This is a genomic window from Mucilaginibacter sp. UYP27, assembly GCF_040547175.1.
Classification (GTDB): Bacteria; Bacteroidota; Bacteroidia; order Sphingobacteriales; family Sphingobacteriaceae; genus Mucilaginibacter.
Genome location: NZ_JBEPPE010000005.1, coordinates 247089 through 266027, shown reverse-complemented (window position 1 = coordinate 266027; position 18939 = coordinate 247089). Strand labels below are relative to the sequence as shown.

The following is an 18939-nucleotide window of genomic DNA, read 5'->3' as shown; positions in this document are numbered from 1 at the left end:
AGTCGTGGTCATGGCAATTGTATACTACAAATAATTGTAAGATAATTAGCGTGTACAAAATGTAGAAAATAGTCTTTGATGGAAGATTAGGTAACTTAGTTTGTAGAGTAAAAGCTAATAACGACATATCACTGAAAAATGATTATTAAAAAAATATTTCTGCAAGCATCCTTCACATTGATCTGTTTCAATGTTTTTTCACAAGCAACCATTACAAGATACCTTTCAGGGACTGATAAAGATCATACCGTGCAGTGGGATTTTTATTGTAGCGGTGGCAGAAACAGCGGTAAGTGGACAAAAATTGCAGTTCCATCTAACTGGGAACAACAGGGCTTTGGTACCTATAATTATGGGCACGACAAAGTTAAAGCTACTGAACAGGGAAATTATAAGTACAATTTTTCTTCTGCAGGATTTCAAGGCAAAAAAGTATTCATTGTTTTTGAAGGATCGATGACGGACACCAAAGTTCAGATCAATGGTAAACAAGCCGGTCCGGTACACCAGGGAGGCTTCTATCGCTTTAAGTATGATATAACAGACCTGCTCAGGTCTGATGGGGATAACATGCTGGAGGTAACTGTCGACAAAAATTCGGCAAACTCGTCCGTAAATGATGCTGAGCGCAGTAATAGTGATTTCTGGGTATTCGGCGGGATTTTCCGTCCGGTTTATTTGGAAATAGTTCCCGAAACTTTCATTGAAAGGATGGCTGTGAACGCTAAAGCCGACGGCTCACTGCAATTGGATCTATATCCTCAAAATTTAAAAGCCGGTGAAACCATCGAGGCGCAGGTGCAAAAACTAAACGGCGAAAATGTAGGTAAAGCTTTTGCTATTGAAGCAGAGCCTGGCGCGGAGCATCTTGAACTAAAAAGTAACATTAACAAACCATTATTATGGAGCGCCGAGTTCCCTAACCTTTATCAGCTAATAGTATCTATAAAAGAGGAACCAAACATTATTCACCGTGTTAAACAAAAATTCGGTTTCCGTACGGTTGAATTGCGAATAAATGATGGCTTTTATGTAAACGGGGCCAAGGTAATATTTAAAGGCAGTAACCGGCACAGCTTTTGGCCTGAAACCGGGCGTACCTTGAGCCACAGTATCCAGCTAATGGATGCAAGCTTGATGAAGCAAATGAATATGAATGCGGTGCGCATGTCGCATTATCCGCCGGATCAGGATTTTCTGGATGTTTGCGATTCTCTGGGCTTATACGTTCTGGATGAATTAACCGGCTGGCAGGCAAAATATGATACCATAGTCGGCCGTAAATTGGTAAAAGAATTGGTGGTTCGCGATGTAAATCATCCATCTATCGTTTTTTGGGACAACGGTAATGAAGGCGGGTGGAACAGGGGACTGGACAATGACTATGCCTTATATGATCTACAAAGACGCACGGTTATACATCCATGGGAGAAATTTAACGGAACCGATACCAAGCATTATCCTGATTATAATTATATGGTTAAAGCTGCCGCTAAAGGGCAAGAAGTATTTTTTCCAACAGAGTTTATGCACGGGCTTTACGATGGAGGTGCCGGTGCCGGGCTTGATGATTTTTGGAACATGATGTTAAAACACCCGCATGGGGCAGGCGGTTTTATCTGGGCATTCTTGGATGAGGCGATTATTCGTACCGATAAAAACGGTGTTTACGATACCGATGGTAATCATGCACCTGATGGTATAGTTGGTCCACATCGTGAAAAAGAAGCCAGTTTTTATACCATAAAAGAAATCTGGTCGCCGGTTTATATTGAATCGAAACCTATAGATGGTACCTTTAAAGGTAAGATACCTGTAGAGAACAGGTATGCCTTTACTAACATGAACAAATGTGCCTTTAAATGGAAACTGGTAAAATTTCCAACAGCACACGATAAAAAAACCGAAGCAATAGTAAATGCTACCGGCATACCTGCTGTAGCCAATATCAAACCCGGCGAAAAAGGCTTACTTAATTTAAAGCTACCTTCATCGTGGAGAAGAAACGACGCGCTGTATCTCACCGCATATGGCCCGGATAAAAAAGAGATATTCACCTGGAGCTGGGCAATTACTCCTCCTTTGGCCGTTGCTAAAAAAACAATTATCCCTCCTCCCAAATCTTTAATAATTGTAAAAGAAAACGATGGTGTTTTGATTGTGAAATGCGGTGGAATAAATTATTTTTTTGATAAATCAACCGGGTACATACAAAAGGTGATGAAACCCACAGGCACCGTTTCTTTATCGGGTGGTCCGGTTTTGGCAGGCATAGATAACCAGTTGAAGAGCTTCACCCATCAAGGCAGCAAAAGACAGTATATTGTGGAAGCCAATTATCAGGGCGTTGCTCCGCTACATGTGAAATGGACTTTTACAACTAAACAACCCGTTAAGATGGAATTTCAATACACCCAGCACGGCGACGTCTATTTTATGGGTATCACTTTCAATTATCCCGAAGATAAAATTACAGGTATGAAATGGCTTGGTCGCGGACCCTACCGGGTTTGGAAAAACAGGCTGAAAGGCCAGGCATTTGGTGTTTGGCAAAAAGCGTACAACAATACCATAACAGGAGAAACCTGGGGATACCCGGAGTTCAAAGGCTACCACGCTGAAGTTAACTGGGTTGTCATAGAAAATAAAGAATCGCCGTTTACGATTTATATAGCTGATAAAAATACTTATTTGCAAGTGCTTAACCCGTCCCGGGAACAAGATGGGCTTCAAAATAATAACGTAGAACCCGCTTTTCCTGCCGGTACGATAGGGTTCTTAAAAGCTATAAGTGCCATCGGTACTAAGTTTCAGCCAGCAGATGTATTAGGGCCGCAAAGTCAGAAAAACCACGCCACCGGCGAAAAAATAACCGGGACATTGTGGTTTGATTTTAGCCAATGATGAATAGATTCAATCTTCCAATAAACATCAATATGAAAAATTACCAGGGAGTAAATTTGTTTTCTATCTTATCCTGTTTAGTGTGGGCGCGGCCACATGCCTTTTTCTTCTTACGTAAGCATTTCGTTTTAAAGACCATCGGACAACAGATCCTGGTTCGTTACCGCTTAATACAGTTAACGCACAAACGGTGCAGTTTGCTTGCATTCTCCTACCGCGATTACTTTTCCGGGCAATGGGAATATCTGGGTAACCGAGCAAACGGATTTTATCCGGATAATTAAAAATGGAAAACTTTTCGTTTACACTAAACGCTACACCGAGTTGTACCAATTTTGGCTCTGGGGTTCATATAAGATCCGCAACCTTATCTATGGCACCAGACGTTAACGTAACGGTTACAACGGCTGCCGGCCCCACGATCATCTCACGCCGTTAATGTTGAATTTATAGAGCCTTTCAAGTTTCACAATTTGGTAATAATGAATGCACGTATCGGACTTTTTAAAATTATCTCTTTGCTGTTAAATAGGCAAAATTTAGCTCCGTATCAATATCAATATTGCCTTTGTCAAAAGAAATCGCAGCCACATCATCTTGGTTTTGCCTTAAATTTTTTTTGCACCTTCGTTTCCTTTTAGATGAAGGAGTGCGGGGAAATAAGTCTTTTTAAATAGAGCCAAGATTGCAAAAAATTAATATAAATATCTTATATTCAGTTAGTTATATAGTCAAATCTAATTAGTATACCGCGAAGTATACCGAATTCTTTGTATCAATTTGATGTTGTTTCAGAACGTTTGTTACTTAAATATAAGAATTAAATTTGCACAATTCAAATGAAAAGGTAAATATCAAATGAGCAAATTTATCAAAAGAACCATTTTGCCCGTTATTTAATTGACCAATGTGCGATAGCTTTTAACTGCACCGCCAGTTTATTTTGTTCTTCGGTGAATATTTCTGTTTTGGTTAAACCCATAATTATATCGCAATATTACGATGTATATTTGATAGACCAAAATAAACTTTAAGATGGGGAGTTGATATGAATGTTAGCTTATTTCAAAACAGAGTATATTAAAAAAATGTTAAGCCAGCTGTTTAGCGGGCTGGTTAAAAGACTTCCATCGCTTTATCTAACTCTTCGTTTAGAATTTTGGCATATACCTCAGTATGTTTTACTGATGAATGGCCCATTAATTTGGAGACATACTCAATTCGCATCCCCTTTTGTAATGCCCTTACAGCCCAACTGTGCCTGGCTGTATGAAAGGAGATGTTTTTATAGATCTTCGCTTTTTTAGTAGGTTCTCGCAAGCTTTTATTTACGTATGTAGTTGCTGAGGAAATTGCCTTGTGCAGGATCAATTTATCAGATTCATCTGTAGCTATTTTTAAGAATGGAAAAATAAAGCTTTCCGGATCAATAAAAGTTTCACCTTTTCGGCTTTGAGCTATAGTCCTATAATAAGTTAACATATCCAACGACTTTTCGGGAAGCTTGATGCTTATATCTTCCTGATTCTTTTTAATGATAAAATAAAGGTGGTCGCCATCAAAGTTTTTCCAGCGCATGGTCAAAAGATCGGAAATCCTAATGCCTGCGGTGTAAGCACTAAATATGTATAAATTCCGGTGGTGACATAATATCGTATTTTCCCGTAATTCCAACTTCTCCAATCTATCTAATTCATCGTCAAGCAAAAACTCCCTAGAGGTCTTTTGAGATCTCAACTTTATCTTATTGAACGGATTTTTTTCAATTGGCATTAGTTCCTCGGCAGTTGCGTCATTTATCAATGTCCGAATTATTTTGAGATTAGAGTGTATCGTATTCGTGTGGTTATTCAGGTCATTTTTCAAATGCTCCTGAAATCCCCTGATAAAAGGAACGTTGAGTTCATCGAAAAAAAGCCGTTCCTTTCCACTAAATGCTTTTAATTTTTTAAGGACGCAATTATAATGATTGATGGTTCCTATACTAAATTCTTCCGTGCGTTCCCGAATTCGCTTTTCAACAAAAGTGAAAAAATCTCCGGGGGTTATACCACTTAATTTAGATTTAATATCATAGGCGCTCACAAAGTTTGACCTGCTTTCCATTTCCAGGGAAGTTGCTTCCGCCTCTGCCTCTTTGATTGATAGGTAACTATTGATCTGTTTCGCGTTTACAACACCAGACCTTACCTTGCCGGTTTTTTCATTCCAGTCCTTCGGGTTAATGTATACGTCAAGTGCAATATATTTTGACCGGCGTTTTTTTGTTATTCGAAGATAAATAGGTACTTGACCATATTTATTGATCTTATTCATTTTTGGGAAAACTTTAATGGATGCCATTTTAGTGAATTTTGAGGGTGAAACTTTTAGTAACGTTCTCCCAATAAAAAAGGCTCCACGAAAAAATTGAAATATTCGTTTGGTACAGTTTGAGATGTTTTACCTTAAAATCACACGATCCCAGTTTAAGAAATGTAAAAGCCCCTACATAAGCTAAATTTTAGCTATATCAAATGTTTTACCTATGTTGTACCAAAACGAAAAACGCCTTAGTAGTCGTTTGACTACCAAGGCGTTACTTTAAATTTTCGTGATCCCGCTGGGATTCGAACCCAGGACCCCAACATTAAAAGTGTTATGCTCTACCAGCTGAGCTACGGAATCATCCTTCTAACATTTTCGGTAGTGTTACCGTTTCCGTTTAAAGTGGTGCAAATATAGGATTAATAGATATACGGCGCAAGCCTAATTTAAATAAATTGTAAAGTTTATAATAAGTGCCTAAAACACACAATTTTAAAATTTAAATATTCCGAGTTTGCCGCGGTCGCCGGCCAATAAAACGAGGTTTCCATGCTTTGCCTTACGGCAAACGTTATAACTGGTGCCATCTATCTTAACCCATGTTTTGCCGCCATCTGCAGTTAGGTTGGTTCCGGGAGTGCCTGTCGACAAAAATTTATTGCTTTTTAAATACTCAACGCACGACTGATAACCCGCCGGCCCGATAACCGGGGTGTTATTTTTAAACTTAGCTTTTGCCCCGGGGATAACGTAGGCTACCGAGTCGGGTAGCTTATCTTTTGAATAATTACCGCCTACAACAATGGTTTGGTGTTTACCAAACGCAACCGAAAATGCGCCACGGCTTGCAACGCCATTAGTTAATGGCAATGCTTTATTAACCCAAACCATATCGCCAATTGGCGACATTAGCATACGGCTGTTACTACCACCGGTTACAATGGCAAGGAAACCCTCAGCTCGTAAGCAGGTGCCGCTGGCTGCGAAGGCTGCCTCATCTTTTAAAGCTGCAGGCGCGTTTTTAACCGGGGCCCAACTGTCGCCTGCATCGTCAGTTTCTAATAACAGGAACTTGCCGTTGATAGGATCGCCTAATACAAAGCCGTTTTTTGAATTGGCAAAATCCATCGCATCTAAAAAGTAGGTGCTGTCTGTTTGTTGAAATTTTGTTTCCCAGTGCCGGCCACCGTCTGTAGTTTTTAAAATATAGGCAGGCGAGCCGGACGCTATCATCACCGCCTCTTTGTCAGAAAATGCTTCAATGTCCCTAAAGTCTGATTTTTCGAAACCTTTAACTTGCTGCCAGGTCCAGTTTGTACCACCATCGGTTGTTAGGCCAACAGTACCTTTAGAGCCGCTCACCCATGCAACTTTATCATCTAAAACAGAAAGGCCCCGAAAGCTTACAGGTTTGTTTTGTTGGATAGGTGTAACGGTTTGGGCTTTGATACTTGCGCAAAACAGCGTAATCAATAACGCCAGTATGATCTTTAATCTCATTATTTTACTCGTTTCCAGATTTCGCTTCGGCCTAATAATGCTATGCCAATAAATCCGCGTATTTTTAAATTGTCGTCGTTTAAGGTCATTTTGCAACTATAGGTTTTGCCGTTTTTGGGGTCATAGATGGTGCCGTCTTCATAAACATCGTCGCCATCAAACACAAAATCCTTTAATAATTCCAGCCCCAACTTAGGGCGAGATTGTAAGGCTTTGTCGGGATTTTGGTTATCCAGTTTAGGCTTACCGTTTACCTCATTCGGAAATTTCATCCAGGTAAGCTTACCATAATATTTAGTGCCTTTTTTAAAGATCTGCACCTGGCCTTCGCCACTTGGGTTGATCCATTTACCTAAAATGGCATCAGCATTTTGCGCAGATGCAGCTAAAGAGCATACTGCTAAAAATAATATCAAACAGGCTTTTTTTATCATGAAATTTATAATTGGTACCCGAAGTTACCCTTTGCGCGTGGTTTTACAAAGCAACGCCTTATTTTTTCAAATATTTTAGCCCCGCTGCGTAAAACAATTATATTTGCAACCTCTTGAATGCCCGGATGGCGAAATTGGTAAACGTTGCGGTCTCAGAAGCCGTTGAGAATTGTCTCTTGAGAGTTCGAGTCTCTCTTCGGGCACATACATTTAAGATATGAGATTAGAGATGTGAGGTATGAGAAAACTTGTGTCTCACATTTTTTTTGAAGAGGTTTATTGATTTATACGCGTTGGTTTTAAATCTAAAAATGGTATCTCAATCAAATGCCCGGGTGGCGAAATTGGCAGACGCACCACCTTGAGGGGGTGGCATTCGTAAGGATGTACGAGTTCGAATCTCGTTCCGGGCACTATACTGCAAAAATCACCTGCTTGTTGGTTTAAATTTGTTTTTATAATACCACTCAACTACGCAAACCCCGTCGCTCCAGGTCAATTCACCATCAGCAGCTACCCGGGCAATCATTACAGATAAATTATGCAAATAGGCAGATTTGACATTGCTATTTAAACCTTGCAGTGTTTTTACAGCGCATTTTATAATTTCTTCCGGATCTGTAAGTTCACCACATTTATCAGCAAGTTTTAAATTTGTTAAGATAACGGGTAATGCTGATCGTAGCGATTGCTTAATCTTATCATCAATATCGCCCGGAATAAGCATAGTTAAAATATCAGACACGGGCGAATCAACAAATCTTTTTACGTTTTCTGTTACCGTAACTGCAATATGTACAGCCGACCTTATCTCTGACGGGAATTTGTTAAACAGGGATTGGATGGTGCCCCATATTTTCGAAAAGAACGATTTTATACTCATGTTATTGATGTTTTGCAGGTTTTATATATTCCATTTCGCGCTGTAAAACCGCAACCTGGCCTTCAAGTACTTTTAGCCGTATCTCGTTTACCCGCGTTTGTGATTGCTGATCGAGCTTTACTTCGTTTATATCGCCCTTAAGGCCGAAATAAGTCGTCATAACTGACGCTACAATACTTGCAGTGCTAACAATTGTGACAATGATATTCTTGATGGTGATGCCTTTTAGCTGGCTATGTTCTATAGATGTCATAATGATAAGAATAATGCGCGCTCCTGTTCGCGCCGTTGGATAAGTGTTTTAGAAACTACTTTTTTACCCGTGTGCGGGTCGGTTATTTTATTCCAGAGCAGGAATTGGTCAGCCGCGCCTTGGTAATCGCCGGCGTTTAGTTTTTTGAACAGGGTGGATGATCTGACAGCGCCTGTACCTACGTTATAGATGAACGAAACTAACGCGTCGAATTGATTTTGGGATAAATGAACCGTAGTGCCTTCATCGACAGCGCCGATATAATCTGTTGAAGTACTTTTTAATAAACTTTCTGCCTGGGCTGTGTCGGCCAATTTATCGCCTTTTTTAACAGCCTTGCCATCAACGTACCTTGTTGAGCCATATCCAATTGTCCACACCCCGGCAATATCCTGGTACGAATTCAACCGCAGCCCTTCAAAGTTTTTAATAATGGCAATGCCCCGTTTACTTAATGTTCTCATCTTGTTTAGTATTTAAAGGTTGATATTGTTTAACTGCAAATTGAGCAACGATGGTAATGGTAGTACCTGCCGAGATCATTATTGTGGTGAGTCTTGCTGGTATGCCTGCCACCTGTGTTAACGAAGTACCCAAACCAACCAACCCCAAACCAAATGCCTGGGCGCGTTTAAAAAATTTGGGTGTAGCGCTACTAATGCGCTCCCAAAGCGTGTATGTTTTTTCCATGATATTTATTGTTTTATGAGTGAAGGGAAATGCTTTGTAGGTTTCTTAGTGCGATTTAAATCGTTTTAAACTATGAGTTGGTAGGTTTATATTTGTTGGAAGGCTTATAACTATTGGATTTAGTAGTTGGATTCTAATTGGCGTTTCCCTTAATACGCCAATTTATTATATTATTAATTGAATTTTAAAAGTTCAAATATTCGCCTGCCTAATTCAATTTGTGAGTTAGCAAGAAGGTGATAACCCTCTCCAAGGGTATCGAAAGTCAAACCGTCACTATCAACCAAATTATAATTAGTTATCACTGCACTGTTCTGTATTTTGGCTTGCCTGATGCGGTCATAGTAATCTGGTATTCCGCCACGCCGACTAATGAGTACAGAATATATTTTAAGGTTAGGTAAACTCATGTCAGTTTTAAACTGGTTTAAAAGAGCATATTCATTGGCTCTATATTGCACAGTAGACTGATTTTGAAACGCATCTTCTTCGCCCTGGTACCAAATAAAACCGCTTATAGTAGGTTTAAGACCTAAAATCGTTAATTTACTCATTGCAGTATTCACACAATCCTTTAATCCTTGAAAAAGGCTATTGGTTGTACCTGTGGCAATATTCCAGTTTGGGTTAGCGTTTTGTGATAGAGCAGTACCGCCCCATGCATATTTAATGATATAAATATTTTCATTCGTAAACTGCTGGTATAATCTTCCCATGCTAAGATCAGGCCCTACATTCAGAGAATTACTATCATTTACAATTGAAAAATTAGAATGACTTACTAATTGCTGATATTGAAAAATCCTATTAACCCCTGCTAACGCGCCAACATAGTTGGATGGCAAGGTCTCTAAAGCATATTGTTCACCACCTGCGTTACTCTGCCCTGCTACAATGATAACTTTGGTATCAAGAATGCTTGAATTGTTATCTCCATTTGCAAGATGTGATTGCGAAGTACTTCCAAAAAAATTGATCATAATTAGTTATTTGGTACCCAATTCACAGTTACCGATGCTGCCACCGTTATGTCGTGATAGTAGGCGGTGTTTGATTTTGCCTTAATCAATATTTTTTTATTGGTCTGATCTAATTCTATAAACGCACTCCAATCTGTTGCACCTGCTGATTTTTGCGATGCTGAAATTGTTGCACCAGTTCCATTTGTAAATGAAAGTGTGCCTGCACCATAATGATCTGCCACAACACCCGCAGTCATTATAAAAAAAGCATTGTCATAATAAGTGTAAGATCCGCTACTTGATGAGAGCCCAGTTGTAATTTCAAACACATAATACCCTCCTCCATATCCATTGTCTGTTAAAAAACTAAAAATTGTAATTGCATCTGTACTACCAGTTACTATAGTACCTTTCAATTGGTGTTTTTCAGAATAGAACCCATGTTGTATACCTATTGCAGGCTTTGATAATGATGAAGTCGCATCTATTCTTAGCATTTCGTTATAATCATTTGACACTGAGCCTATTCTGAGCTTGTTTAAGGAGCGATTACCATAAAAATCAGCTTTGAACATGATATCTGAACCAGTGCCACCTATAAGCTGAAAACCACCACCAACATCACTTGTGTCTATAGTTGGAGTATTAGTTACCGCATCCCTATAAAGCGTCATACCCAAACGTAACTTAAAATACTCTTTGCCATTGTTGTCTATAGCGTACCTAATTACATCTGTTTCAGATGCAGTAGTGGGGTCAACGTTAACAACTCTAAAGTGGTCGTAAAAAGGAAAAACCGTTCTACCATCCAACCTGTTTTTAATTAAAAAACCTGTTAATCCAGTAAGGTCAGCGAGCGCTTTTAAATCTGTATCAAATCGCCAACCTGTAGAACTGCCTGAATTAGAAGTGTCGTTAGTCCTAACCTTCGTCTTAAACCAGTTTGCTATATAATCAAAGGCACCGCCTATACCACTCCTATCTAAAAAGGTTGTTACATTCAATCCCGTATCGTCACCAAATTTGAAACCATCGGATCCTTTTAAATCACCTAACGCATCCCGGAATACAACCTGGCCGTTACTAACCGAATTTGCAGAAACCGAGTTTGCTATTTTTACCACACCATTGGCATCTATTTTTATATCCCCGGATGGTGTTACGGCTTTCGCTTTGTTTGTGGCATCGCCGATTGGAATTTTCCCGCTGGCTAAGTCGCCACCAATTAGCGCGCCACCGCCACCTCCCGAAGTGCCACCCTCAAAACTTATGGTTACCCTAACCTCAGTCGCAGAAACATAATTGAAATAGAGGTAATTGGTTTTGGTGTTGTCTACCGAGCCGCTAAGCACTTTAAAGGCACTACTAAAGGTTATGGTGTGCGTGCTGTTGCCAACTATCTTGGCCGAAATTGTTTTGCCTAACACATTGCCGGATGCCGCCAGCGTAAATGCGATATTAGCGGTTTGTGAAACCGCCATATACGCATCGTTATTGAAGATCAATTCAGGATTGAAATCTATTTCAATAGCTTCTGTACCACCGCTACCACCACCCGCAGGGCCGGCGGGGCCTGTCGCGCCATTAGCACCCGTCGCACCTATCGGCCCGGCGGGGCCGGTTACGCCTGTTGGGCCGGCCGGGCCTTGCGGGCCTGTTTCGCCCGTTTCGCCCGGTTGGCCTATTATGGCCACGCCACTTCCCCAGTTGCCTGCTGTTTTAGGCCCGAATAGCTGGTAGGCATTGGTATTGATATAAAAATCGCCATCAGCCCCGGTGGCGGAGTTTGATGGATTGGACGTTCCGTTTAGGATAGTTCTACCATCAATTCCCGGAATCCCAATGCCGCCCGTTTCGCCTCGCGCGCCTTGCGGGCCGGTTTGCATGGAAAACACCTGCGACCAGCTACCTGTGGCTTTATAGTAAAATATCCCCGTGCCGGTATCAATGTAGGTGTCGTTATTGCTACCGATGGCTGTGCCGGGCGCGCCAGATCCGTATAAAACGGTTCCGTCTTTAGCACCGTTGGCCGATGGTAATGTGTATTTTACCAACCAGGTGCCCGATACTTTTTGTGCAAATGAATTAGCAGCGGTGTTTATAAAAAGGTCGCCGTTTTTACCGGTGTTGTTTTGGGGGAGGGTGTTGCCAAAAGATACTGCTGCGCCACTGCTAATGCCCGAACTAACAAAATCTAACAGCGTGTTAAAGTTAAATTGGTAGTCGGTGCCGTTGTGTACCACAACAGATGTATCAGCTGCGGTAACAGCATTGAGTATGGGTAATTCGTTTATTTTTTTATCTGCTGCCATTAGTTTAAAAATTCGGTGATTAAGTGATCGGTGCTGAAACTATCAGCAGGGAAATTGAAATCTGTTTTATCTACAGCGCGGATGCGCGGACCGGCTTGCCTGCTGCTTTTGTTGCGATGATTATAATGCCATACCGGGAAGTCATCCCTGTGATCCATTAAAAATCTTTCGGTTTCGTTAGCGTAGGCGTTAGCCGTGCTGCGTTGCTGCTGTACCAGTTTTACCACATCCTTTTGTGCCAAAGCATCGGCATTGTCGTAGCGTTTGGTTACCGGGCCGCTGGCGGTATAGTGCACCGAGTCAACCTCTATGAAACGCGCGAAAGCGAAGTAGGCCAGTACCGGTTGCAGCCCCTGGTGTAGTACAATGTGGCCGTCGTCATCCAGGTATTCACAACCGTTTAGCAGGTCTTTGTAGTGCTGTGGGGCGTCTTCCTTAAGGTTGCCGTCAGCATCCAGTTGCTTTATTAGGTCATAATATAAGATGTAACCTAAAAATGGTTTCAGGTCCAGTTCCTGGGCTTTTTGGATAAATACCTTTATCCGTTCGGGTTTTATGTTCGTGGCAATATCCTGGTATCGCTGCAAAGTGTCGGGGGTTATTAAATTTAACATGCAATGGTTCTCCTGTCCCCGCCAGCCGGCGGAGAATTTTTTAAATTCTTCATAATCTTGTCTCGTTTATTTCGCCGGCTGGCGTGTTAAGCGCACATGGCTTCGGCCTCTTCCTGTTTTAACCCGTAGGCATAAACAAGGGCAGCTATTTTACTTTCGGCAGGTAGGGAAGACTGCAGGAGCTGGTTGATATTTGCCCCGGCTTTAATGCCGATAACGTCGTCAGCAACCGATGCCGGGATAGGTATAATGGTCCAGTTTGCGGATGTATTTACATCGGTATAAAAGTTACTGAACAAATCCTCCAGTGTCTCGCTTAGTTCCAACCTGTCGGCCGCGGTATTGTCATTAAATTCGCGGATGGCTTCCTTCTTTTCGCCGCCATTGCTCAAGCCGGATGATTTTTCGGCATTGATGAGTTCCTTTGGGACCGAAAAGCCTTTGATGATGCGCGCCTCTACCGATCGCTCAGTGGTTTCAAAAAGCTTATCGTTGTTTTGGATGGCGTAGGGTTGAAAGTCGGGCTTTGAGCTTTCATCCTCATATTCTATCACGATTATCTTTTGCGCACTCTTGGCTCCCTGGAAACTTCCCAGGTCTCTTTCCAGTTGAGATGGCGTATTTGAACCCTTGCCCGTATCTGCACTGTTATCGGCTTCTTCGCGCCGCGATTGCATAAACAGCATGGTTGATGGCAGGAAACCGGTAGTTACCTCGCGGTTGTTAAAGATCTTGATACCCGCCTCGGTCTCAAAATCCTCCCAAACAGAATCTGCTTCTATCAGCGGGTAATCATCCACCTCGGGATTAAAATAGAATAACTGACCTTTGTATTTATCCCAGCCGCCTGCTGCTATAACCTGCTGTTTGATGGTCTTTTCGTCGGGGTTGTAGCTATCCAGGAAGCTGATCTTGCTGCGCGTAATGTTCTTCCAGGTTTTACGCCCCCAATCATTATAGATAGCAAACTTACCGGCGGTTTCGTTATTGTCGGTATCGCCCATGCGGATGTCCTCGAACTTTACGTAATTGACCGACGCTATCTTGAAATTGGCGTTATAATTTACATGGATCCCAAACCCCCTGAATAGTGCTTTATCTGATGCAATGGCTTTTAATAGTTTGGCTATAGTAAGGCCTTTATCATTGATGATCCGTTTGCCCAGCGAGGCATCCTCAAAACCATTGCCTGCAATAAATTTGGTCCGCTTGTTCCAGCAATCTTTGGCGGTGGGCGATTGGCCAACCAACTCCAGCATACGCTGCGGATAGGCGTTATCCATATCGTAGTTTAATATGCCGAAGGTTTGGTTTGGCCTTACCATTATGCGCCGTTCTATTTGTGGTAAATAGGTTTTCATAGTAATTAGTGAATTATTGATTTAGTGATAGGACCACCAATTACACGCCTGGCCCGGCGCTTGCGCGGCTTTTCTACTTCCGGACTTACCGACTTACTGTCTTCGGGGGGCGCAATAAATAACCCCGCTATGTGCGGATATCGCTGCAAGTACCATTCAGCCTCCTCGTCGGTAAGGTTATCGCTGCTGTGTACCGCTGCCGAACCGGGGGCAAACTGGTGCCTGCCTGGTTTTAAAATGTATTTTTTCATGGTAATTGGTTCGTGGTTAATAGATCATTCGCTTTATGAATGGTTCATAATCCATTACTACAGATTATGAACCATTTGCTATTAAATTAACCTACCAGTTCTTCCAGCGCGGCAATGGTGCTGGCATAAGTAGCTGAGCCGGTTATCGGCGGGATAGATACCGCGCGTGGAGGATACGGCTCTTTCAACTTATCGGGGTTGGTTAATTTGATCTTGTAACCACCGTCTAAAGTTTCGTCGGCTGCGTTGCGCTCAGCCTCGGTTACTATCAGACCGTTTACCGCGCCAAATAGCTCCACGGCCGAGTCGCCATCCTTGTGGTTGTTGATCGCAATGGCGCGCACACGGCCATAGCCCATAGCCATTATCTGCGTTTTAACATCGGTAGATAAACCAGCGATGTTAAAATCTATCTCCTCTGTATAGCGTGGGCCCACTTGTGTTTTGGCCAGCTTGCTCATGGTGTTGAAGCTGTTATTGGTGCCCTCGAATTTGTAAACCTTGGCTGTACCTACCGCGGTAATATCTTTAATGATCAATGGGTTTAATGTGTCGTACGTCAGCACGAAATCATCCTGGTTAAAAATGTACACTACATCTTCGATACCCGAAGTAATTGGCTCGGCCGAGCCCAGGCTAAAGCCCGCGTTTATTTTATTGTAAATTGACATATTAAGTAATTAGTGATTTATTGAATTAGTGATTTTTAAATAGTATCAAGTAGTTAGTATCAGGTATCTTTAATGTCTCGATACTAAATACCTGATACCGGCTACTACGCGCCCAGGTAAAACAGTTCGTTAGCGAATTTGAAATTTACGGCCGCCTTCATGCGGGCTTTCATACGCACCACGTTATCGTTGGTGTAGGGCTTCATGTAAACGGTTGATAGTTCTGAGGCATCGCCCAAAAGATCCACACCAAGGAACAGGTTTGACGAGCGTGCACCTAATATGGTGTTGGCCTGCCAGTGGTTCATCAGTTGCAACGGTACACCCAGGTAGTCCATTTTCTTAGGATCGGTAAAGGCATTAAGCACGTTCACCGCTTTGTCTGCCTGTGCCTGTGCGTAGGCATAGCCAACATGTAACGGGATCTGCAAGTTAAAATCTTCCTGGCTGCGGTCTGCCGGGTCAAGCTGGGCGTAGATGCCGGTTAGTACACCTAACACATTGCTTGCGTTAATGTAGCTGGCGGTTGCTGCCGATGCGCTGCCGCTAAAGGTTGCCGCTTTGCGGGTGTTTATCTCGTTGTAGTTACGCACCAGTTTAAAGGTAGTTGCGCTTAATACCTGGATAAAGTAGGATTGCCCCGCAACATCAATACCTGCGCCGCCGTTGGTGGTATCTTTTATAACGCCGGTTACAGCTGTTATGGTAACCACATCGCCATCCCGCAGGGTTGCGGTGCTGCCTACGGTTACTACGCCCAGGCCGCTCATAGCCGTTACCGCCAAATAGGTGTCTGATTTACCCAGGCCAACTTTGTACACGCCGCTTGCTGCCGCTATAGATGGCAATAAGCCCGTAAATGGTGCGGTGAACGCAGCTTCTTTAGTAGAGCCTTTGCCCAGCCAGTACAAGCGCTCGTTAGCTATTTGTATTTTGGTTAGGTAGCGTTGCACCATAAAGTCGCTTAGGTCAACCACGCCTTCGTAATCAAGGAAGGCGCCGGGTTTTAGCTGCTGGCTCTCCCATGATTGTACCAGTTTGTCCCATTGTTCCGCTGCCATTGCGGAACTCGAACATCCTGTCGGTTTTGTTATAGCCTTTTACAAGGCGTTTCAGGATGTCCGACTCATCGTAAATTTCCTGTGCATCGCGCAGGGCGCCCGATTTTAAATTGGGGATATCCTGCCCAACCACGGTGATGATCTGTTTTTCGGCTTGTATCGCCAGGCAAAAAAGTACCTGTTCTATAGCGTAGGTTTTGCCCGAACTGGTGCCGCCCTGGTTTATCACCACGTGGGCGGTAGCCTCGTAATTATGTTGGAATAGGGTAGACGTTTTCATTTATAGGTAATGTTAATGAATGGGCCTTTGGGAAGCCTGCGGATGGTGGGGTGGAAAGGTATTGATCGCGTTTGTTTAAAAAAGAAAAACGCTAATTAAGCAAAACTTCTTTTTCCGCCGATGCCAGTTTAAAGCCGGAATTGATAACCTCTATCTTCATTGTTTTGGGAATCTCTGCTAATAATGTACCATCCGGTTTTTCGGCCCAGCCCAGGCTTTTCAACATGAAGATAGCACCCGTTGCCGATTGGTAATGCAGTTTCTTTTCATACTCGGCCTCGATCCTTAAACGCGCCCTTTTTACATGGTTGGCAAATTCGCCGGTATGTTCGTAGGCCTCAAATTCGTTGCGACTGTTAAACCCAAGAAAAAGCGCCAGGCCCGATAGGGTGGGCGGTTCTGGCTCAACATCCCAAATCTTTTGATAGGCAAGTTTGGTTTTGTCTTTGGAGGCCGCTTCGGGCAATAACTCCATGTGGAACTTGCCTTTTATAGATTCGAAATACCGGTTGATGCGCATGGTGTAACCACGGGCCGAATTGACACGTTTCATGATGTAAACTTGTTATGTAAATAATGCCGATTGGCATTTGGTATATACAAAGATAACACTATTTCTTTAATTATACAAATAAAATAAAGAAATATCTTTATATGTGTGCTTTAGATTTTATATGACGGCTGTGTGCGGGTGTGCATTAAACTGAACAAAGTCTTCAGGACAATATCGCGGTAGATTATGGCTTTGGTAAGTAGGTTTGTAAGGGGTTTTTGTAACCATTAACGAAATATTTTAAACTTTTGCTAACGTTTTATATCCAACCATATATCCTTTAAAATAAATGATGAAATTTTGATGAAATTAGCCAACCTTTGGCATGTTTAATGCGTATACTCACTAAAGTTAAAAAGTGTTAAATAATTGCACTGAAACTATAGAAAACGCATAATTGCAAATATTTTTTATTTAGCTTTAACGCATCTATTAACCTATGGACTTAAAACGGTTTACTAATTGGTACTTTTCGCTTGTGTTGCTCCTTTCGGTGCTGCTTGTGTCGTGCCAAAAAGATTCCGGCGACCAACAGGTAGAGCAGAAGCAAATAGCCGTTGCTGCCGATAGCGTTATCAACGCCGCCTCGCCGGATAATTTCCTGGCAACCGAGGGTACGCTAACCATCACCATGCAAGATAGTGTTTACACATTTGATGCCGCAAAAGATTCGGTAGCGTTTGTGAACATGAACGTTGGTGAGAACAGGTATTTCGGAATTACAGCTATTAACAAGGCACATACCATGAGCTTCGGCGTAAGTTCTAAAGGCGCCGCTGCCGATAGCCTTACCAAGCCTGTTGCAGGCGGCCAGTTGCTAATGATGGCCGATGTGATCCACACCAAACAATTTACACTTACCCAATACGCCGAGCCCGGCGATGCAGGTAAAATTAACCTTGACCAATACCGCCAAAAAGATGTGCTTGCAAAGGGTAGTTTCTTTACGTTCCTTTCTAAGGATGACGAGCCTAACTCGTCTCTTTACAGGGTAGAGGGCACCTTTGATCTGAAGCTTAAAAAGCGGTAATGCCATCCTCGTGTCGTAATGACACCTTATTGTAAAAAACAACTTACAAGCCTGCCATTTTGCCCCGCGTTAGCTGAAAATCGCCCTTTTTTACCTATCTTTACAGAAAAACAAAAGGAGATTAATGAAAGTATTTATTGGAGGCCTTCCGTTAGAAGTAAGTGAGGCCGAACTTAATGCGGTTTTTGGTGATTTTGGGCCGGTTAAGAGCCTAAGGATCGTTAAAGATCGTGAAACAAAAGAGAGCAGAGGCTTTGGATTTGTGGAGATGGTAAATGAGGATGAAGCTAAAGAAGCTATCCGCTGCATGAACGGACAAAGCTATTATGGTAAACGTATAACAGTTAACATCGCCGAGGACAAAGGTCCGGGTTTTGGTGGTGGTGCTGGTGGTAACAGAGGTGGCTTTAGCCGCAACTAACCCATAATATTTTCTTTGAAGATAAGATGAGTCCCGCAATGCCGGGACTTTTTTTATGCCCGGAATTTTTAAGTATGCTCAGCATTTTTTACTTTTGACTATTATGAAGGTTGGCGATAAAGTGATATGTATTAACGATAAAATTGATCCTGAAAAGAACGAGGAGATCCGCCGCGATTTCGAGATTTGGATCACCCGGGATAAGGAATATACCATCCGCGAAATACTTGATAATAACAACATCGTAACCGGTGTACTGCTTGATGAGGTACACAACTTCCCCAAATTTTTTAACCTCATCAACCGTTTCCAGGAACCTGCCTTCGCCATCTGGCGCTTCCGTAAACTCAACTACGCTACCAAACCTGCCGAAGAAGTAAGCGAGGTAGAGGAGTTGGTAGGGGTTGACGAAAAGCAGGAAGAGTTGGTTAAGACCAAGTAATTAAACTTCC

20 protein-coding genes and 3 tRNA genes are annotated in these 18939 nt (G+C 42.4%); 6 read left to right on the top strand and 17 right to left on the bottom strand.

The features are described 5' to 3' along the window. The first annotated feature begins 138 nt into the window (after positions 1–138). Positions 139–2904, top strand: a complete 2766-nt coding sequence (locus tag ABIB39_RS17310) for a glycoside hydrolase family 2 protein (RefSeq protein ID WP_354431431.1) — start codon at positions 139–141, stop codon at positions 2902–2904. Positions 2905–4020: 1116 nt separating this feature from the next. On the opposite strand, the gene ABIB39_RS17305 is transcribed toward ABIB39_RS17310, so the two are convergent. The 4 genes from ABIB39_RS17305 to ABIB39_RS17290 all read right to left on the bottom strand — a co-directional run bounded on the left by ABIB39_RS17305 (position 4021) and on the right by ABIB39_RS17290 (position 7145). Next, complete coding sequence (locus tag ABIB39_RS17305; protein ID WP_354431430.1) at positions 4021–5247, bottom strand: tyrosine-type recombinase/integrase; 1227 nt, start codon at positions 5245–5247, stop codon at positions 4021–4023. A 251-nt stretch (positions 5248–5498) separates the two neighbouring features. After that, positions 5499–5571: transfer RNA gene (locus ABIB39_RS17300), tRNA-Lys, on the bottom strand. Positions 5572–5703: 132 nt separating this feature from the next. After that, the gene (locus ABIB39_RS17295) at positions 5704–6711 is read right to left on the bottom strand and encodes a WD40/YVTN/BNR-like repeat-containing protein (RefSeq protein ID WP_354431429.1); all 1008 of its coding nucleotides are present in this window, start codon (positions 6709–6711) and stop codon (positions 5704–5706) included. Further along, positions 6711–7145, bottom strand: coding sequence for a DUF2147 domain-containing protein (locus ABIB39_RS17290; protein WP_354431428.1), 435 nt, complete (start codon positions 7143–7145; stop codon positions 6711–6713). Before ABIB39_RS17290 ends, ABIB39_RS17295 begins: the two co-directional genes overlap by 1 nt. A 119-nt stretch (positions 7146–7264) precedes the next feature. Between ABIB39_RS17290 and ABIB39_RS17285 the strand changes: the two genes are divergently transcribed. Further along, positions 7265–7348 (top strand) — tRNA-Leu (locus tag ABIB39_RS17285). Between the two features lie 126 nt (positions 7349–7474). Next, positions 7475–7558: transfer RNA gene (locus ABIB39_RS17280), tRNA-Leu, on the top strand. A gap of 14 nt (positions 7559–7572) precedes the next feature. Here the strand turns inward: ABIB39_RS17280 and ABIB39_RS17275 are convergent. The 13 genes from ABIB39_RS17275 to ABIB39_RS17215 form a co-directional block, all read right to left on the bottom strand. Further along, entirely contained in the window at positions 7573–8028 is a 456-nt protein-coding gene (locus ABIB39_RS17275; RefSeq protein WP_354431427.1) for a hypothetical protein, read from the bottom strand. A gap of 1 nt (position 8029) precedes the next feature. Further along, on the bottom strand, positions 8030–8281 hold the full coding sequence (locus ABIB39_RS17270; RefSeq protein ID WP_354431426.1) for a hypothetical protein: 252 nt from the start codon (positions 8279–8281) through the stop codon (positions 8030–8032). Continuing rightward, the gene (locus ABIB39_RS17265) at positions 8278–8745 is read right to left on the bottom strand and encodes a lysozyme (protein ID WP_354431425.1); all 468 of its coding nucleotides are present in this window, start codon (positions 8743–8745) and stop codon (positions 8278–8280) included. Before ABIB39_RS17265 ends, ABIB39_RS17270 begins: the two co-directional genes overlap by 4 nt. Beyond that, complete coding sequence (locus ABIB39_RS17260) at positions 8729–8971, bottom strand: hypothetical protein (protein WP_354431424.1); 243 nt, start codon at positions 8969–8971, stop codon at positions 8729–8731. The genes ABIB39_RS17265 and ABIB39_RS17260 overlap by 17 nt, the downstream gene beginning before the upstream one ends. Positions 8972–9144: 173 nt before the next feature. After that, a complete protein-coding gene (locus ABIB39_RS17255; protein ID WP_354431423.1) occupies positions 9145–9951 on the bottom strand; it encodes a sialate O-acetylesterase in 807 nt (268 codons plus the stop codon). Positions 9952–9953: 2 nt separating this feature from the next. Continuing rightward, complete coding sequence (locus ABIB39_RS17250) at positions 9954–12245, bottom strand: collagen-like triple helix repeat-containing protein (RefSeq protein ID WP_354431422.1); 2292 nt, start codon at positions 12243–12245, stop codon at positions 9954–9956. After that, positions 12245–12859, bottom strand: a complete 615-nt coding sequence (locus ABIB39_RS17245; protein ID WP_354431421.1) for a DUF6712 family protein — start codon at positions 12857–12859, stop codon at positions 12245–12247. The genes ABIB39_RS17250 and ABIB39_RS17245 overlap by 1 nt, the downstream gene beginning before the upstream one ends. A gap of 86 nt (positions 12860–12945) precedes the next feature. Next, positions 12946–14220, bottom strand: a complete 1275-nt coding sequence (locus tag ABIB39_RS17240; RefSeq protein WP_354431420.1) for a hypothetical protein — start codon at positions 14218–14220, stop codon at positions 12946–12948. 5 nt (positions 14221–14225) lie between these two features. Further along, complete coding sequence (locus tag ABIB39_RS17235; RefSeq protein ID WP_354431419.1) at positions 14226–14471, bottom strand: hypothetical protein; 246 nt, start codon at positions 14469–14471, stop codon at positions 14226–14228. 86 nt (positions 14472–14557) lie between these two features. Beyond that, complete coding sequence (locus ABIB39_RS17230) at positions 14558–15142, bottom strand: hypothetical protein (RefSeq protein ID WP_354431418.1); 585 nt, start codon at positions 15140–15142, stop codon at positions 14558–14560. Between the two features lie 104 nt (positions 15143–15246). Beyond that, entirely contained in the window at positions 15247–16203 is a 957-nt protein-coding gene (locus ABIB39_RS17225; protein WP_354431417.1) for a hypothetical protein, read from the bottom strand. Further along, on the bottom strand, positions 16130–16483 hold the full coding sequence (locus ABIB39_RS17220) for a hypothetical protein (protein WP_354431416.1): 354 nt from the start codon (positions 16481–16483) through the stop codon (positions 16130–16132). Before ABIB39_RS17220 ends, ABIB39_RS17225 begins: the two co-directional genes overlap by 74 nt. A 91-nt stretch (positions 16484–16574) precedes the next feature. Beyond that, positions 16575–17036: a terminase small subunit gene (locus ABIB39_RS17215; protein WP_354431415.1), complete on the bottom strand. Its 462-nt coding sequence runs from the start codon at positions 17034–17036 to the stop codon at positions 16575–16577. A 439-nt stretch (positions 17037–17475) separates the two neighbouring features. On the opposite strand from ABIB39_RS17215, the gene ABIB39_RS17210 reads away from it, so the two are divergent. From ABIB39_RS17210 to ABIB39_RS17200, 3 genes are all read left to right on the top strand, one after another. Next, positions 17476–18066, top strand: a complete 591-nt coding sequence (locus ABIB39_RS17210; RefSeq protein ID WP_354431414.1) for a hypothetical protein — start codon at positions 17476–17478, stop codon at positions 18064–18066. 124 nt (positions 18067–18190) lie between these two features. Continuing rightward, positions 18191–18487 (top strand): RNA recognition motif domain-containing protein, encoded by a 297-nt coding sequence (locus ABIB39_RS17205; protein WP_354431413.1) that lies wholly within the window; start codon positions 18191–18193, stop codon positions 18485–18487. A 103-nt stretch (positions 18488–18590) separates the two neighbouring features. Further along, entirely contained in the window at positions 18591–18929 is a 339-nt protein-coding gene (locus tag ABIB39_RS17200; protein WP_354431412.1) for a hypothetical protein, read from the top strand. Positions 18930–18939 lie beyond the last annotated feature (10 nt).

Bases quoted from the DNA above. Each gene is read 5' to 3' on its own strand.
- ABIB39_RS17310 (WP_354431431.1), top strand. From the start codon at position 139: ATGATTATTAAAAAAATATTTCTGCAAGCATCCTTCACATTGATCTGT.
- ABIB39_RS17305 (WP_354431430.1), bottom strand. From the start codon at position 5,247: ATGGCATCCATTAAAGTTTTCCCAAAAATGAATAAGATCAATAAATAT.
- ABIB39_RS17295 (WP_354431429.1), bottom strand. From the start codon at position 6,711: ATGAGATTAAAGATCATACTGGCGTTATTGATTACGCTGTTTTGCGCA.
- ABIB39_RS17290 (WP_354431428.1), bottom strand. From the start codon at position 7,145: ATGATAAAAAAAGCCTGTTTGATATTATTTTTAGCAGTATGCTCTTTA.
- ABIB39_RS17275 (WP_354431427.1), bottom strand. From the start codon at position 8,028: ATGAGTATAAAATCGTTCTTTTCGAAAATATGGGGCACCATCCAATCC.
- ABIB39_RS17270 (WP_354431426.1), bottom strand. From the start codon at position 8,281: ATGACATCTATAGAACATAGCCAGCTAAAAGGCATCACCATCAAGAAT.
- ABIB39_RS17265 (WP_354431425.1), bottom strand. From the start codon at position 8,745: ATGAGAACATTAAGTAAACGGGGCATTGCCATTATTAAAAACTTTGAA.
- ABIB39_RS17260 (WP_354431424.1), bottom strand. From the start codon at position 8,971: ATGGAAAAAACATACACGCTTTGGGAGCGCATTAGTAGCGCTACACCC.
- ABIB39_RS17255 (WP_354431423.1), bottom strand. From the start codon at position 9,951: ATGATCAATTTTTTTGGAAGTACTTCGCAATCACATCTTGCAAATGGA.
- ABIB39_RS17250 (WP_354431422.1), bottom strand. From the start codon at position 12,245: ATGGCAGCAGATAAAAAAATAAACGAATTACCCATACTCAATGCTGTT.
- ABIB39_RS17245 (WP_354431421.1), bottom strand. From the start codon at position 12,859: ATGTTAAATTTAATAACCCCCGACACTTTGCAGCGATACCAGGATATT.
- ABIB39_RS17240 (WP_354431420.1), bottom strand. From the start codon at position 14,220: ATGAAAACCTATTTACCACAAATAGAACGGCGCATAATGGTAAGGCCA.
- ABIB39_RS17235 (WP_354431419.1), bottom strand. From the start codon at position 14,471: ATGAAAAAATACATTTTAAAACCAGGCAGGCACCAGTTTGCCCCCGGT.
- ABIB39_RS17230 (WP_354431418.1), bottom strand. From the start codon at position 15,142: ATGTCAATTTACAATAAAATAAACGCGGGCTTTAGCCTGGGCTCGGCC.
- ABIB39_RS17225 (WP_354431417.1), bottom strand. From the start codon at position 16,203: ATGGCAGCGGAACAATGGGACAAACTGGTACAATCATGGGAGAGCCAG.
- ABIB39_RS17220 (WP_354431416.1), bottom strand. From the start codon at position 16,483: ATGAAAACGTCTACCCTATTCCAACATAATTACGAGGCTACCGCCCAC.
- ABIB39_RS17215 (WP_354431415.1), bottom strand. From the start codon at position 17,036: ATGAAACGTGTCAATTCGGCCCGTGGTTACACCATGCGCATCAACCGG.
- ABIB39_RS17210 (WP_354431414.1), top strand. From the start codon at position 17,476: ATGGACTTAAAACGGTTTACTAATTGGTACTTTTCGCTTGTGTTGCTC.
- ABIB39_RS17205 (WP_354431413.1), top strand. From the start codon at position 18,191: ATGAAAGTATTTATTGGAGGCCTTCCGTTAGAAGTAAGTGAGGCCGAA.
- ABIB39_RS17200 (WP_354431412.1), top strand. From the start codon at position 18,591: ATGAAGGTTGGCGATAAAGTGATATGTATTAACGATAAAATTGATCCT.